This is a genomic window from Pseudonocardia xinjiangensis (assembly GCF_050948425.1).
Taxonomy (GTDB): domain Bacteria; phylum Actinomycetota; class Actinomycetes; order Mycobacteriales; family Pseudonocardiaceae; genus Pseudonocardia; species Pseudonocardia xinjiangensis.
This window is the reverse complement of the sequence record NZ_CP192009.1, coordinates 3062158-3076665: the sequence shown is the minus strand read 5'-3', so window position 1 is coordinate 3076665 and position 14508 is coordinate 3062158. Positions and strand designations below refer to the sequence as shown.

The window sequence follows — 14508 nt, the reverse complement described above, 5'->3', positions numbered from 1 at the left end:
ACCTGCGTTGTCGTCGGACCTCGCCGTCAGCCCTTCCCCGATCACGCGGAGAGAGTCACCTCGATCCCATCCACGATCGTTGCGCCGGCCGGCAGCTGCGGCAATCCCGGATACCCGTCCGGGAGCTTATTCTCGCCAAGATTCTCCGAGGTCCCTCTCGACCACCGGCTGGCCGGAAAAGACCGCAGAGAGTTGTGGGTACGCACTAAGGAAAGCGCCAACGCATCCCACGAACGCCGTCGACAGTGTGATGACGACGGTGGACACCGTCAGTTTTCCGGGGTTCTGGGCGGCCGGAGCCTCTGCTCCACCTCTGTGGTAGCCAGGCGTGAACGTCGGGGAGTGGTCGAAACCCCGAGCGCGGCTCTCCAGCAGATCTCGCCGCCGGCCGAGGACATGAGCGGCGCCGACCAGGACAGGGCACCACGGTTCAGCGTCGGAAACTGCGCATGTATTCGGCGAACCGCTCAGCCCCGTCGACGATCCGCGGCCCGCTGATCGCCTCGTTGTAGTCGAGGATGTGGAACCGGTTGTGACGGATCGCCGGCAGTGACTGCAGGGCGGGGTGCGCCTTGAGGAAGGCGATCTTCTCCTCGGCCGGCTGGTCCTGGTAGTCGAGGATGACGATGATCTCGGGTTGGGCCTGGACCACCGCCTCCCATCCGACGTCGGTCCAGCGCGCCGAGAGGTCGGCGAAGATGTTCCGCGCCCCCGCGAACTCGATGATCTGGTTCGGTGGCACCTGGCTCGCTGCGGTGAACGGGCGGTCGGTGCCGGAGTCGTAGAGGAACACCGATGGCGGCGGGTCCAGGCGGGGGGCCTGCTGCCGGACGGCGGCGACCCTGCCCTGCAACTCGGCGATGTAGGCGCTCGCGCGTTCCTCCACGTCGAAGATCCGGCCGAGACGGTCGAGGTCGGTGTAGAGGGCCTCGAACGGTGGCAGGTGTTCAGGGAAGTTCGGGTAGTTGTAGCAGGTCTCGGTGTGCATGAAGCTCTGGATGCCGAGGCCGTCGAGGATCTCGGGGGTGATCCCGCGCTGGTCGCTGAAGCCCGAACGCCATCCGGCGACGACGAGGTCGGCCCCGGCGTCCACCACGAGCTCCCGGTTGAGCAGGTCGCGGCTGAGCAGCTCCACCTGCGCGTACTCCGCCGCCCACGGCGACTCCTCCACGGGCGGGTTCGCGGGCGGCATCACGTACCCGCGCACGGCGTCGGTCAAGCCGAGGCTGAACAGCTTGTCCGCGCTCCCCGCCTCGTAGGCGACCGCCCGCTGCGGACGCTGGTAGGAGATCTCCTCGCCGCAGCGCGCAACGGTGACGGGCGCCGGAGCGTCGGTCCGTGGGACGACCTCGGCCCCGCAGCCGACGAGCAGGAGCGAGAGTGCGACGACCGGCGCGGTGTGCCGGACGGTCCGGGACGGGGTCACGGGAGGCTTCCTTCCGAGGCGGGTGACGGAACGGGGCTCGCCGGGGAGAGCGAGTAGAGGAGTTGCGGATCACCGGTCAGCGGGTGCGGGACGACGGTCGCCGCGACTCCGAAGACGCGCTGGACGAGCTCGGCCGTCAGCACCTCCCACGGGTTCCCCACGGCCACGAGCGAGCCCTCCAGGAGGACGGCGAGGCGGTTGCAGGTGGCGGCGGCGAGGTTCAGGTCGTGCAGGACGACCAGCACCGTCAGTCCGGATCCGCGCAACAGCGACAGCAGCTCGATCTGGTGACGCACGTCGAGGTGGTTGGTCGGCTCGTCGAGGACCAGCACCCGCGGTTCCTGCACCAGCGCACGGGCGGCGAGCACGCGCTGGCGCTCCCCGCCGGAGAGGGAGAGCACCCCGCGGTGGGCCAGGTGTGCGACGTCGAGCTGGTGCATCGCCCGCGCGCACAGCTCACGTTCCCGGGTGGTGAGCGGCTGGTTGCCCTGCTGGTGAGGGCTGCGCCCGAGTGCGACGGTCTCGGCGACGGTGAAGTCGAGGTCGGCGCCGTTCTCCTGGGTCAGCGCCGCCACCCGGCGGGCGCTGTCCCGCAGGCGCAGGCGCGCCGAGTCGTCACCGTCCAGCAGCACCGCACCATGGGTGGGACGCAGCGCCCGGTAGACGCATCTCAAGGCCGTGGACTTGCCGCTCCCGTTCGGGCCGACCAGGCCGACGACCTCGCCGCTGCCGACGTCGAGGTCGAGTTCGCGGACCAGTGCCCGGCCCGCGACCTCGACGGTCAGCCCGCGCAGCTGCAGCCGCATCAGCGGCCGCCGAACAGGTAGCCGCGCCGACGCATCAGGACGACGAAGACCGGAACCCCGACGAGCGCGGTGATCGCCCCGAGCGGCAGCTCGCGTGGAGCGACCACGGTCCGGGAGAGCAGGTCGACCCACACCATGAAGACGGCTCCGACGAGCGGGGTGACGACCAGGACCTTGGCGTGGCGGGCCCCCACCACCAGGCGGACCAGGTGCGGCATGACCAGCCCGACGAACCCGATCGCCCCGCTCACGGCCACCATCGCTCCGGTCATCAGCGAGGTCAGCACGAACAGGGCGGTGCGTACCGCAGTGATGTCGACTCCCAGGCTGACCGCCGTCTCGTCGCCGAGGGCCATCGCGTCCAGCGAGCGCCCGTACCGGCGCAGCACCACCGCGCCGAGCACGACGACCGCGGCGACCACCGGCAGCGACTGCCACGTGGCCGCGCCGAAGCTGCCCATCGTCCAGAACAGCACGGTGCTGGTGGCCTCTCCGTCCGGCGCGAGGTAGATGAGCACGCTCATCACGGCCTGGAACCCGAAGGACAGCGCGATGCCGGTCAGCACCAGACGCAACGGCGTGATCCCGGCCCGCGTAACCGACGCCGCGTAGACCAGGACCGACGCCAGTGCGGCGCCGAGGAAGGCTCCGATCGACACCGCGTGGATGCCCAGGCCCGCCAGGACCCCGAAGACGATCACGGTGACCGCCCCCACCGACGCCCCGGACGACACGCCCAGGACGAACGGGTCGGCCAGCGCGTTGCGCACCATGGCCTGGACGGCCACCCCGACCACCCCGAGACCTGCGCCCACGGCGGCGGCCAGGAGCACCCGGGGTGTCCGCACCTGCCAGATGATCTGGTAAGCGGGGACCTCGGACGCGGAGATCCGGCCGCCGCTCAGCGCCGCCCAGAGGTAGCGCGCGGTCTCCCCCGGGCTGATCACCGCAGGACCGAGCCCGATCGCCACGACGATCGAGGCCAGCAGCACCAGGAAGAGCCCGGTTGCGGTGACCACCAGCCCGACCGACGTCGGGCCGGCCGCAGGCCGTGCGGGCGCCGGGGCGGCTGCGTCGATGCCGTGCGGCGCCGTCACGAGCGCCCTTCCCGGTAGAGGTAGAGGACGGTGGGGTCGGCGCTGAACTGCGAGAACGGGAAGGGCTCGGCCGACAGCGCGGTGACCCCACCGCCGACGAAAGCCCGGGCGACCGCACTGGCCGTCTGCGCATAGACGATCAGCGGGACGGCCCGTTCCCGGCAACGGTCGAGGATCAGGTCGAACGTGCCGTTGCCGAGCGTCATGCCGGTGGCGACCACCGCGTCCGCCGTCTCGAGGACGTCGGCCATGACGGCGGTGACCGGATCTCCCCACTGCGTGACCCGCAGGTTCAGGTCGCAGAGCAGGGGCTCGGCCCCGCGGTCCCGGATGGCGGCGACCAGCGGGTTGACCACGCCGATCAGCGCCACTCGCGCGCCGGGAGCCACGTCGAGCAGCCCGGCGACGGCCGTGTCGCGGGCCCGGGCCCTGGCCTCGGGCGGTCCGGCCGGGAGCACGACGGGCGTCGCGACCGAGTCCCGGTGCGGGGCTTGGGCAGCCAGGTAGGCGTCGAGGGCGGCGGTCCGCAGCGCCCCCGGCCCGGCACGCAGCAGTACGTCCAGCGGACTGCCCGACGCGGCCGCGCAAACCTCTGGATCGACCTCCCCGGCCTCGAAGGCGCAGGCCCCGAACGCCGCCCCGACCCGGACCAGCAGGTACTGGTTGCGGTACGTCGTGGTGCCGCCCGCGAGGCGCGTGCCGTGGTGGACCCAGAACACGCTGGTCGCCACCAGGTCCGCCGGCGAGGGCCCGTACCGGCCGGCGAGGACGTCCGCCGTGAGCACGCCCACCGTCGCCGGCGTCATGACCGGGTGCCCGCGCGCTGAGACCGAGCATCCCGGGCGTCGGCACCACGGGAACCCGGAATTACGTCGGTGGTCGACCAGGGCAGGACCAGGTCGTGCACGCTCTCGACGGATTCGGGGGCCAGGCCGTCCACTGCGGGGACGCGCTCGTGGCCTTCGAAGGCCGCGTCGACGTAGCGGTGCCCGGTGTCGGGCGACAGGAACACCACCGTCCGGTCCGGAGCCCGGTGGCGCTCGTGGCGGGCGACCAGGTAGGCGGCGCCGGCCGAGAGACCGGCGAACACACCGCTCGTGCGCAGGAGCGCCACGGCGCCGGCCCGCGCGTAGGTGAACGCCATCCAGTGCAGGCGGTCGTACAGGTCACGACGGACGTTGCGGAACTCGATCGAGCTCCCGATACCGGCGATGATCATGTCCGGGTCCGAGGTGTGCTCCGCGCCGAAGGTGACGCTGCCGAACGGCTGGATCCCTACCAGCTCGACGTCACGACCCGCCTGACGCAGGTAGGTGGCCAGCGCTCCGGTCGACGCCCCGGTTCCGACGCCGCCCACGACGGTGAGCGGGCCTGACGGCAGCTCCTGCCCGACCGCGTCGGCCACCGACCGGTAGCCGACGTAGTGCACGCCGTCGTGGTACTGCCGCATCCAGTGGTAGTCGGGGTGCGCCAGCAACAGCTCCCCCACCCGCTGCACCCGCAGGTTCTGGTCGAGCTTGAGGTCCGCCGACGGACGCACCTGCTCCAGCGTCGCGCCGAGGATCTCAAGCTGCACGCGCAACGTCCGGTCCACCGTGGTGGAGCCGACGATGTGGCACCGCATGCCGTGCCGGTGGCAGGCCAGGGCGAGGGCGTGCGCGTAGATCCCGCTGGAACTGTCGACGAGCGTGTCGCCGCGGCGCACCAGTCCGGCGTCGAGCAGATGCCGCACGGCGCCGAGGGCCGAGCGCACCTTCATGATCTCGAACCGCAGGCACACCAGTCCCGGTTCGATCTGGATGAGGTCGGGATCCGCGATCGCTTCCGCGTAGTGCCGGTGCATCAGCGGTCGGACACCGGGCGGGTGCCTGCGCGACGCAGCGCGAACAGGTACGTCTGGACGTCGTCGCCGGGCCAGTCCTCCACGTGCACGACCTCGGCGCCGAACCCGGCGTCGAGCGCGATCGCCACGATCTCGCGCAGCGGAGCGGTGTTGGAGACGATCAGGTACACGACCCCACCCGGCGCCAGCAGGTCGCGTCCCACGAGCTGAGCGAAGAACCGCGCCGCGATCTCGCGGCCTACGCAGAGGTTCCGTGCGATGTCCGGGTCGTCCGACAGCGGCAGCTCGATCGCGGGCGGGTTGAACGTGACCACGTCGACCTGGACGCCGTCGGGAAAGCCTTCCCAGACGTCGGCGACCACCGGGTGCAACGGCGGACCGGCCGGACCCACGATCCGCTCGAAGTGCCGCACCGTGGTCCGCACACTCTCCGGGTGCACGTCGAGGGCGTACACGGCCGCCGCCCCGCGTACGCCGGCCACCACGGCCTCGACCCCGAGCCCGGACCCCATCGCGGCGTAGCGCAGGCCCGCCACCGGAAGCGTGCCGTCGAGCAGCCGGCTGTGCACCAGCCTGCTGGTGGCACCCGGCTGGAACACCCCGGGCGGGAGCTCGAAGTCCCACCCGTTCCACGAGTAGCGGCGGTGCTCGTGGATGGCCCGGCTCGGTGGGTTGATCGCACGGATCACGTCGGGCGACAGGGTCTGCGGCAGCCGGTCGTGCAGCTCCCAGTCGGCGGCGACGCCCGGCAGCACGGGGCGGGTCGGGATCATGCGAGCTATGTTAATGATTATCATTACCAAAACAAGAGGCAGTCTTGACCATGGAGGGGGAGGCCGCGGGATGCTCATGCTGCACGCTTCTCTCTCTTGCAAGGCTGCTGCAGGAACCTGGGCCGACATCACGGAGAGGACTCGGATGCTCCGCACTGCGCCGCTCACGGGTGTCGAGCTGCGCGCGCTGCTCGACCTCTTCCAGCCCGCGGACCTCCCCCACCTGGACGAGAGCGGTCGCGCGTGACACCGCCGCCGCCACCGGACACGGCCGCACCGGCTCGCTCGGTCCTGCGCGAGCCGGCGTTCCTGCGGCTGTGGATCGGCACCACGGCCTCCGGTCTGGCCACCTGGGCGTTGCCGTTCCTGGTCGGCCTCGCGCTGCTCGACGGCCTCGTCACCGCCGTCGAGCTCGGTCTCGCACTGGCCGCCCGCACACTCGGGTTCCTCGCGGCGGTCCCGGTCGCCGGGGTACTCGCCGACCGCTACCCGCGCCGGCGGGTCGTCGGCTGGTCGGCCGGAGCGGCCGCGCTGGCCAGCCCGGTCGTCGCACTCGGCGTCGACGGCTCGGTCCTGCTGACCGCCGCCGCAGCAGCAATCGTCGGAGCCGGGCAGGGCGCATGCCGACCGGCGTTCCAGGCGCTGGTCGCCGAGGTCGTCGACCCCGGAAGGCGGCAGCAGGCCAACGCGGCGGTCACCATCGCCGTCCGCGTCACCGTCCTGGTCGCGCCGAGCGCCGCGGCACTGCTCGCGCTCGTGGCCGACGTCCGGGCGCTGGTCGTCGGCACCGGAGTCCTGTGGCTCGTCGCGGCCCTCGTCCCACCCCGAGGCGCAGCCGATGCCACCAACCGCACCGAACGGCCGTCGTTCGGCCGCGAGTTCGGTGAGGGGCTGCGGGAGGCGCGACGCCACCCGTGGTTCCTCGCCGGACTCGGCGCGTTGACGGCAGTGATCGCCACCGGCTACTCGGCAACCGGCGTCGCACTGCCGCTCGTCTCCCGCGACCGCTACGGCACCGAGGTCGTGCTCGCCGCCGCCACCACGGGCTACACCGCTGGCGCCCTGCTCGGCGCGCTGGTCATCGCCCGCTGGCGGCCGCCGTGGCCGGGGTGGGTCGCGCTGGCCGGTCTCGGCCTCTACGCGCTCGCACCGCTGTCACTGCTGCTGCCCGTACCGGCGCTCCTCGTCGTCGCCGCGTACGTCGTGACGGGGATCGGCATCGAGCTGTTCAACGTCCCGTGGTTCACCGCGACCCAGCGCGAGGTCGACCCACGGCTGCTCGCCCGCGTCTCCTCGATCGACTTCCTGTTCTCCTACGGCCTCGCCCCGCTCGGGCTCGCCCTGATCGCCCCGGCGATGGCTGCCTTCGGCACGGGGCCGGTCCTGCTCGCGTGCACGCTGGTCTGCCTCCTCGCCCCGGCCGCCGCCGCCGCGGCACCCGGCGCCCGCGGATTCACCCGGGCCCGGGAACCGGCCGAGCCTGCCTGATCGCGTCCGGTCGTGGTGGCTCTCCGCCGTGCCCCGACTCGGACGATCAGCGCCGCTAGCATGGCTGGATGCGACCCGTCGAGTCGGTTCGGGTGGCCGGGGTCGAGTTGGACGTCGCGGTCCCACCGGCGCCGAGCCGCACGGCAGGGGTCAGCATGGCCGGGTTCCGCGGTCGAGCGGAAGGTCCGGTCGAGCTCCAGGTCGTCCCGTACCCGGCGCTGACGGTATTCATCGATTTCGGCGACGCGCTGCTCGTCGACGGCGTCGGCGGTGAGCGGCAGCAAGGCGACGTCGTCGTCGGCCTGACCTCCGGCACCGTTCGAGGGCACGGCAGCGCTGTCGACCTTCTCCAGGTGCGGCTTTCGCCGGTGGTCGCGCACGCGGTGCTGGGTGGCTCGCCGGGGTTGGGCGCGACGGTTGTCGCCCTCGAGGAGTTCTGGGGGCGCGACGCGGCGCGGACCCGGGAGCAACTGCGCGCTGCCGGGTCGTGGGAGGGCCGGTTCGCGATCATGGAGGCAGCGCTCGCGCGGCGGCATGCGGCAGGCCGGGCGGTGGATCCGGAGGTCGCCTTCGCCTGGGCGCAGATCGTGTCGAGCCGTGGGCAGGTCAGGGTCGAGCGGTTGGCGACCGAGGTGGGATGGAGCCGTAAACGGTTGTGGTCCCGGTTCCGGGCACAGACCGGTCTCAGTCCCAAGCGCGCCGCGACGCTGGTCCGTTTCGACCACGCGGTGCACCGCCTCGCTGCGGGGCACAGCGCCGCGTCGGTGGCGGCTGAGAGCGGCTTCGTCGATCAGTCCCACCTGTGCCGGGATGTCATGGCCTTTGCCGGCATGACGGCCACGGCCGTGGCCGTCGCGCCATGGCTCGCCGTCGACGACGTCGCATGGACTGCGCAGGAGCAAGCACCCAGGGTCTGACCCGGGTCGGCGCTCATCGCTGACCGGCCGAGCGGGACATTTCTCCAATACAATCGGTGATACGCCGGTGATGCTGACAGCCGTCTGTGACAGCGCGCGGTGGCTTTCGGGCCATTGCCGGACGGTGGGAGGCACGCACCATGAGAGGCAGAGCCCCACTGGGCACCCGCATTCTCAAGGACGCCCATGACTGGGAGGCCATGACCCAGGACCAGGTGATCGCCGCGCGCGACGCGGCCACCCGCAAGGGGTCGTCACGAGCCGCCCGGATCATCACCGGCCTGCCGGACAGACGCGCACGCATCGGGGAGTCCACGGTCGATCTCCCGGGCCGCCGCCTGGTGCTGCGGGTACACCGCCCGAAGAACGCCGACCGGGCGCTACCGCTGATCGTCTCGTTCCACGGTGGGGGTTTCATCGCGGGCACCGCCGCGCAGAACGACTGGCTCAACAGCCATCTCGCGGCCCGCTGCCCAGCGGTGGTGGTCTCGGTGGAGTACCGGTTGGCCCCGCAACACCCGCTGCCCCAGCCGATCGAGGACGGCTACGACACCCTCGTCCGGCTTGTCGACGACGCAGTCGACTGGGGTGTCGACCCCGGCGCCGTCGCGGTCATGGGCGAGAGCGTCGGCGGGATGATCGCCGCGCTCATCGCACTGCGCGCCCGGAAGGACGGCCCACCGCTCGGTGCCCAGGTGCTCAACTATCCGAGCACGGACTGGACCGAGACCATGGCCGACTATCCCTCGATCAGCGAGAACGCTGACAACCCCACGCTCCCGCTGTCGCGGCTGCGCGCGGGCCGCAAGCTGAGCGTGCCGCCGGCTCTCGACCCACGCAGCGTGTCTCCGCTCATGTACGAGAACCTCGCTGACCTACCGCCGACCCTGGTCGTCACGGCGGCGCTGGATCCGCTGGCCGACCACGGACACCGGTACGTCGAACGGCTCCGCGAGGACGGCGTCGACGCCCGGCTGGTCCGCTACCCGAAGGCCACCCACAGTTTCCTCAGCACCCCCGGCCTTGTACCGGCCGCCCGTCCCGCGCGCCAGGAGATCCTCGCCTTCCTGCGCACCCACCTGCACCCGGCTCGGCGCAGCCAGCCGGGACCGGATCCCACGCCCGCATGACCGGCGGCTCAGCCGGCCAGCGTGGCGAGCGCTCGCGCCACCGACTCCGGTCGCCTCCGTGTGGACGCGCTCATCTCGACGTGCGCGAACGGCAGCCCGTACCGCGCCGCGGCCCGACCCTGCACATTCGTCGAGCCCTCCAGCTCGGGGCAACGCTGCACCCACGACCGGCACACCGACAGGCCCGCCTCCTCCAGGGGGTCGGCGAGCTCCCGCACGGCCGGGTCTGCATCGCCCGGACCGAGCACCACGTCGTCGTCCAGGTCGTCGCGCTCGCCGAAGCCGTGCAGCTGTAGCTGCGGCAGCCGCATCCGGACACTCAGGTCCACGGCCAGCGCGTGGAACAGCGAGTCCTCCGCGTGCGCCACGTCGGCGCGCCCGTCCGCTGCCCTGCGGTGTGCCCCGGCCTCGATGTACACCGCGTCCGGCACGATCGCGAGCACCGCCAGCCCGACGTTCTCGGTGTTGTAGTCCGAGTTCGGGTGCGGCACCTCGACGAGCAGCCGCGGGGCCCGGCCGAGCGGGAGCGCGATCAGCCCCCAGGACCGCGCCGAGCTCGGGTCGCTACGCACGAGGAGGAACCCGCGCCCTGCCGCGTCCTGCGCGACCTCGACGATGAACCCCGCGTCCCGCAGGACCCGGTGGGCGTCGCGGGTGTCGCCGCCGGCGGCCGGCCCCGTGGGGACCAGCGCCGCGATGGCGCCGAGCACCGCGTCCCGCTCCGCCGGATCGGGTGGACGGTAGGGCCCCCGCGGCGTGAGCTGCCTGGTGAAGTCGTGTACCCGCTGCTCGAGCGAGGCCTGGTCCGCCCTCCGGGCGCCGATCTGGGTCACCGCCACGAGTGCGAGCAGCACCAGCGTCCCGAGCACGGCCACCGCAGAACGGGTCCGGCTCACAGCCGCTTCGCCGCCCGGAACGCCCGCGCGTAGTGCCCGCCGCCGTCGAGCAGGGACGTACCGCCTGCGTCACCGAGCGTCGGGCCGTCGGCCCGCGCCCGGCTGGAGACGAACCGGTGATGCCCGGCGTCGTCGCGGCCCAGATAGATCGCCACATGGTCGATCCGCCGGTCGGTGGCCCGATCGAGGTCGAAGAACAGCAGGTCGCCGGCCTGCAGCGCACCGAGGTTCGACGGTGGTGCGCCCGTGTCGGGCAGCACGGCGACGCCCGGGCCGACCTCGTGCATCGCCCAGGCCCGGCGCGGCAGGCCCGGGCCCGGTTCGTTGGTGCCGAGCAGGGGGTAGCCCGAGCGGTACCCGAACACGAGCCGGACGAACCCCGAGCAGTCCACGGCTCCGTAGCGTGCCAGGTCAGGCATCCGGACATCGTCGCCGCCGAACGTCCAGGGGATGCCGAGGTAGTCGTAGAAGTCCGAGTTCTCCAGCGGCGGAGCGTCCGGCGGACCCGACGGACCGGCCCGCGCGTCGCCCCGGACACGCACTCCGCCGCCATCGAAGCCGTCCGGGACACCGTCCAGGTACTCCGCCGCCACGGCCAGCACGTCGGGTGCCGTGCTGTCCAGGTTCTCCGCCAGCCACGGCTGGAACCACGCTTCCCGCTGCGCACCCTCGTGCCACGGCCGGGGCAGCAGCCGCACCCACACCCGGGTGCTCACCGACGCCGTGGTGAACCGCGGCTCGGCGAAGCGGCGCAGCGGCCCGTCGAGGGTGACGGTGCGGGCCCCGTCGGTGAAGGTGGCCCGCACGGTGCCGGCGGCGTCGACCATGGAGGTCCGAGCCAGGGCGTCGCGCCGCAGGTAACGCAGCTCGGAGGACCACGCGGCGGTCCGCGGCGGCGGTGCCGCCGCCGTGGCCGCCGCGCCCGCGTCCGCCCGCAGATCGCCGACGACGATCCCCGAAACGCCCACGACCACGGCCAGCACGCCCATCCCGGCCCGACGAGCGGCGAGTCCGGACCGCCCGGTCACAGCGTCGGCACCGCCCCGAGCACGAGCCCACTGGCAAGCACCCCGTAGCTGGCGAGGCTCACCGCCGACGTCGCCAGCACGGTGGCGACCGGTGGCTGCCGCACGAGCTGGTAGGCCACCAGTCCCGGGATCACGAACCCGAGTGTCTCGTGCGCGAAGAGAAGCGGGTAGTCCCGCTGCACCAGCAGGAACAGTCCCGTCGAGAGCAGCACCGACAGCATCATCACGGCCGCGAACAACCGCTTGCCGTAGAGGATCACCACCGACTGCAGGCCGCGCACCCCGAAGTAGGTGATCACCGTGACGACAGCGATCACGGCCACCTTGCGGGCGTCCTCCACCAAGGTGAGGGCCAACCAGCCGGGCGTGATCATGCCCCCTGGTGAGAGGTTGGTGGTGAGGTAGCAGACGAGCGCGAACAGCAACCCGATCGCCAGCGCGATCGTGGCGTCCTGCGGCGCGAGGGTGCCCGCAACCATCACCCCGCCTCGACCGGGACGGGACGCGCCATGGCGCCCAGCCGCGACAGCAGCACCTCACCCTGGCCGTGGATGTTGCCGACGGCGACCACCGAGCCCGTGCCGCCGGGCTCGATCGCGACGGCGTCGAGGAACGCGGCCACGTCGAGGGCGCCGCCGAGATCGACGACGAGGTCGGCCAGCTCACGCGGCACCCGGGCGCGCGCCGTGTGCGTCTGCTCCCCGATCAGCACGATCCGGTCCGGGCGGACCCGGCCGGTCAGCTCGCCCATCTGCCCGTTGCGCTCGACGCGGTCCGGCCGGCAGTTGACCACGATCGTGAGCGGCGCGGCGATCAGGCCGCGCGACCGCAGCAGCTCGATGTTCATCAACGTCGACTCGGGGTCGTTCGCGGCGAACACGTTGGCGAACGCGATCCGGCCGCGGCCGGTGACGTACGTGTCGACGGCGACCGTGCCGGGGTCGGGCGGCGCCGCCACCATGCCGGCCATCGCCTCCTCGCGCCTGACGCCGCACAGCTGCGCGACGGCGAGGCCGATCGCCACGTTCTCCTTGAAGGCGATCCCGGTGAAGCGCTCCATCTCGGCGTCGCCGACCGACGCCGGGTCCACCGACACCAGCCGGCAGCCCCGCCGGTCGGCCTCGCCCTGCAGGATGTGCAGCCGGTCGCGCTCCGCGGTGACGCAGACGCCACCCACCGGCATCGACCGCGCGAGCGAACGTGCGACGTCGTCCAGGGTGGGGCCCATCTCGTCGAGGTGGTCCTCCCGGACGTTGCAGATCACGCAGATCGTCGAGCGGACCAGCTTCCGCTCGTTGATCTCCTGTAGCTCCGGCAGCACCGCCATGCACTCGATCACCAGGGCGTCCGGTTGCCAGAGCGTGGCCCGCCGGACGATGCCGATCTGCTCGACGATGTTCGCGAGTCCGAACTTGCGGTGGATGGGCTCCTCGGTGCCGTCCGGGAAGATGAAACGGGCCGCCGTGCCCGTCGTCTTCGCGACGGTCCGCACTCCCCCGCCGCGCAGCGCTCCTGCGCACAGCCGCGTGATCGAGCTCTTGCCACGGATACCGTTGACGACGATCCGCTCCGGTATGGACAGCAGGCGCCGGTGGTGGTTGCGGTGCTCGACCAGCCCGGCCGCGAGCAGGAGCAGGCAGCCGGCGACGTAGACGCCGAAGAGGAACGTCACGACCGGGCCGTCGCTCCGAGCAGGACGCGCGCGCCGACGAATCGGTTGGTCGCCGCCACGACGCTGCCGATCTCGTCGAGGCGCTGCGGGGCCAGCGGCGGCACCGCGTCGCCGCCGGCCAACCGCTCGACGTGGCGGGCCAGCCTGCGCGCCGGCGCGACGACCGTGACCATGACCCAGGCCAGCGACCCCAGGGCGAGGCTCGCGCCGAGCGCGATCACGACGAACGTGACGCGGCGGTTGCCGTCATGGGTGAACGCGGTGACCGCGACGTCCTGGTTCTCCACGAGCACCCAGCCGAGATCGGTCGGCGCGCCCGCGGTACTCACCCGCTGGGCCGCGTTGACCTCCCCGTTGCCCGGCGTCGCGACAGCGGGGACGTCGGCGAGAGCCGTACCGGCGAGCGCTGCGAGCGCCGGGTCGTCCAAGGGAGCGAAGGCGGTGTAGCCGGAGCTGTCGAGCACGGTGGCCCGGTGCACGTCGACCACCCAGGTGTGCACGCCGGCGGTGCGGATCAGGTCGTTGAGCGCCCGCGGGTCGAACTCCGCCACGAGCGAGCTCGCGCCGTCCCACATCGGAGCCGTGGCGAGGACGAGTGGCTCGCTGCCCGCCCGGTTGGCCTGCACCACCCGCAGTTCTCGTGGCGGGGCGGTGACCGGCGCGCTCGGCGGGCGGCCTGCGACCGCGATCCGCTGCCCCGAACCGTCGACCACCCACACCGACCGGAACAGTCCTTCGGCCGCGAGCACCCGCGCCGCGGTGCGGGCGGCGTCGGCCACCTCGGCCCCCGTCGGGGGGTCGGCGGCGCGCTGCAGCACGGCGAGCCCGCCACGGAGCGCGGCCTGCAGCTTCTCGGCCCGCGCTGAGGCGCCCTCGCCGGCCTGGCGCACGACGGTGTCGGGCTGCGACGCGGCACCGCCGACCGTCATCAGCGCGGCCGGGACCGCCCAGGCCAGGACGAGCACGGCCACCACGCACGGCGCGACGGCCAGCGAGACCCGGACCCGGTGGGCCCGCGCCCGCGCGGGGAGCCCGGCGAACCGATGCAGCGCCGCGGCGATGCGGTCGAGCTCGGCGGGGCGGACCCGCGGCACCACGGCCGCGCTGTCCTCGACCGCCATCCGAGCCGTGGCGTCCCGGAACCGCTGGACGGGGTGCACGACCGCGCTCCGCAGCAGGACGTGCCCGACGGCGGCCACCAGCACGAGCGTCCCCGGGATCCGCCAGTCCGGCCACCGGCCGTCCCCTCCGATCGCCACGGCGACCAGCGTGGCCGCAGCGGCCAGGAGCACGGTCAGCACTGCCAGCGGCCCGCCGCTCACCCCGGCCGGGAACCGGCGACGCGGGAAGTTCGGGAATGCGGACGTCCCCCGATCGGGGTCCGGCAGTGTCTGCGGGGCGCGGGGCGTGCTCAAGCAGCGTGTCCCTTCGA

14 protein-coding genes are annotated in these 14508 nt (G+C 72.7%); 3 read left to right on the top strand and 11 right to left on the bottom strand.

The genetic code is table 11. From position 1 onward, the window contains the following. Positions 1-430: 430 nt before the first annotated feature. From ACQPZA_RS14620 to ACQPZA_RS14595, 6 genes are read right to left on the bottom strand one after another with little or no spacing between them, the layout of a single operon-like run. Positions 431-1426 carry an ABC transporter substrate-binding protein gene (locus ACQPZA_RS14620; protein ID WP_433281368.1) on the bottom strand — a complete coding sequence of 332 codons (996 nt, stop codon included), beginning with the start codon at positions 1424-1426 and terminating at the stop codon, positions 431-433. Then, a complete protein-coding gene (locus ACQPZA_RS14615; protein ID WP_433281366.1) occupies positions 1423-2232 on the bottom strand; it encodes an ABC transporter ATP-binding protein in 810 nt (269 codons plus the stop codon). The genes ACQPZA_RS14620 and ACQPZA_RS14615 overlap by 4 nt, the downstream gene beginning before the upstream one ends. After that, positions 2232-3329 (bottom strand): FecCD family ABC transporter permease, encoded by a 1098-nt coding sequence (locus ACQPZA_RS14610; RefSeq protein WP_433281364.1) that lies wholly within the window; start codon positions 3327-3329, stop codon positions 2232-2234. Before ACQPZA_RS14610 ends, ACQPZA_RS14615 begins: the two co-directional genes overlap by 1 nt. Continuing rightward, a complete protein-coding gene (locus tag ACQPZA_RS14605) occupies positions 3326-4135 on the bottom strand; it encodes a Rossmann-like domain-containing protein (protein ID WP_433281362.1) in 810 nt (269 codons plus the stop codon). Before ACQPZA_RS14605 ends, ACQPZA_RS14610 begins: the two co-directional genes overlap by 4 nt. Further along, the gene (locus ACQPZA_RS14600) at positions 4132-5172 is read right to left on the bottom strand and encodes a pyridoxal-phosphate dependent enzyme (protein WP_433281361.1); all 1041 of its coding nucleotides are present in this window, start codon (positions 5170-5172) and stop codon (positions 4132-4134) included. Before ACQPZA_RS14600 ends, ACQPZA_RS14605 begins: the two co-directional genes overlap by 4 nt. Continuing rightward, positions 5172-5945 (bottom strand): methyltransferase, encoded by a 774-nt coding sequence (locus ACQPZA_RS14595; RefSeq protein ID WP_433281359.1) that lies wholly within the window; start codon positions 5943-5945, stop codon positions 5172-5174. The genes ACQPZA_RS14600 and ACQPZA_RS14595 overlap by 1 nt, the downstream gene beginning before the upstream one ends. Before the next feature lie 243 nt (positions 5946-6188). On the opposite strand from ACQPZA_RS14595, the gene ACQPZA_RS14590 reads away from it, so the two are divergent. The 3 genes from ACQPZA_RS14590 to ACQPZA_RS14580 all read left to right on the top strand — a co-directional run bounded on the left by ACQPZA_RS14590 (position 6189) and on the right by ACQPZA_RS14580 (position 9480). Further along, positions 6189-7433, top strand: coding sequence for an MFS transporter (locus tag ACQPZA_RS14590; protein WP_433281357.1), 1245 nt, complete (start codon positions 6189-6191; stop codon positions 7431-7433). Between the two features lie 155 nt (positions 7434-7588). After that, positions 7589-8350: a helix-turn-helix domain-containing protein gene (locus ACQPZA_RS14585; RefSeq protein WP_169394580.1), complete on the top strand. Its 762-nt coding sequence runs from the start codon at positions 7589-7591 to the stop codon at positions 8348-8350. Between the two features lie 140 nt (positions 8351-8490). Continuing rightward, positions 8491-9480 (top strand): alpha/beta hydrolase, encoded by a 990-nt coding sequence (locus ACQPZA_RS14580; protein WP_433281355.1) that lies wholly within the window; start codon positions 8491-8493, stop codon positions 9478-9480. A gap of 8 nt (positions 9481-9488) precedes the next feature. On the opposite strand, the gene ACQPZA_RS14575 is transcribed toward ACQPZA_RS14580, so the two are convergent. From ACQPZA_RS14575 to ACQPZA_RS14555, 5 genes are read right to left on the bottom strand one after another with little or no spacing between them, the layout of a single operon-like run. After that, on the bottom strand, positions 9489-10376 hold the full coding sequence (locus ACQPZA_RS14575; RefSeq protein ID WP_433281353.1) for a hypothetical protein: 888 nt from the start codon (positions 10374-10376) through the stop codon (positions 9489-9491). Beyond that, entirely contained in the window at positions 10373-11404 is a 1032-nt protein-coding gene (locus ACQPZA_RS14570; RefSeq protein WP_433281351.1) for an NlpC/P60 family protein, read from the bottom strand. Before ACQPZA_RS14570 ends, ACQPZA_RS14575 begins: the two co-directional genes overlap by 4 nt. After that, positions 11401-11883, bottom strand: coding sequence for a poly-gamma-glutamate biosynthesis protein PgsC/CapC (locus ACQPZA_RS14565; RefSeq protein WP_169394540.1), 483 nt, complete (start codon positions 11881-11883; stop codon positions 11401-11403). Before ACQPZA_RS14565 ends, ACQPZA_RS14570 begins: the two co-directional genes overlap by 4 nt. Next, the gene (pgsB, locus tag ACQPZA_RS14560; RefSeq protein WP_433281349.1) at positions 11883-13076 is read right to left on the bottom strand and encodes a poly-gamma-glutamate synthase PgsB; all 1194 of its coding nucleotides are present in this window, start codon (positions 13074-13076) and stop codon (positions 11883-11885) included. Before pgsB ends, ACQPZA_RS14565 begins: the two co-directional genes overlap by 1 nt. Next, positions 13073-14491, bottom strand: a complete 1419-nt coding sequence (locus tag ACQPZA_RS14555; protein ID WP_433281348.1) for a HAMP domain-containing protein — start codon at positions 14489-14491, stop codon at positions 13073-13075. The genes pgsB and ACQPZA_RS14555 overlap by 4 nt, the downstream gene beginning before the upstream one ends. Positions 14492-14508 lie beyond the last annotated feature (17 nt).

Bases quoted from the DNA above. Each gene is read 5' to 3' on its own strand.
- ACQPZA_RS14615 (WP_433281366.1), bottom strand. From the start codon at position 2,232: ATGCGGCTGCAGCTGCGCGGGCTGACCGTCGAGGTCGCGGGCCGGGCA.
- ACQPZA_RS14605 (WP_433281362.1), bottom strand. From the start codon at position 4,135: ATGACGCCGGCGACGGTGGGCGTGCTCACGGCGGACGTCCTCGCCGGC.
- ACQPZA_RS14600 (WP_433281361.1), bottom strand. From the start codon at position 5,172: ATGCACCGGCACTACGCGGAAGCGATCGCGGATCCCGACCTCATCCAG.
- ACQPZA_RS14595 (WP_433281359.1), bottom strand. From the start codon at position 5,945: ATGATCCCGACCCGCCCCGTGCTGCCGGGCGTCGCCGCCGACTGGGAG.
- ACQPZA_RS14585 (WP_169394580.1), top strand. From the start codon at position 7,589: ATGGCCGGGTTCCGCGGTCGAGCGGAAGGTCCGGTCGAGCTCCAGGTC.
- ACQPZA_RS14580 (WP_433281355.1), top strand. From the start codon at position 8,491: ATGAGAGGCAGAGCCCCACTGGGCACCCGCATTCTCAAGGACGCCCAT.
- ACQPZA_RS14565 (WP_169394540.1), bottom strand. From the start codon at position 11,883: ATGGTTGCGGGCACCCTCGCGCCGCAGGACGCCACGATCGCGCTGGCG.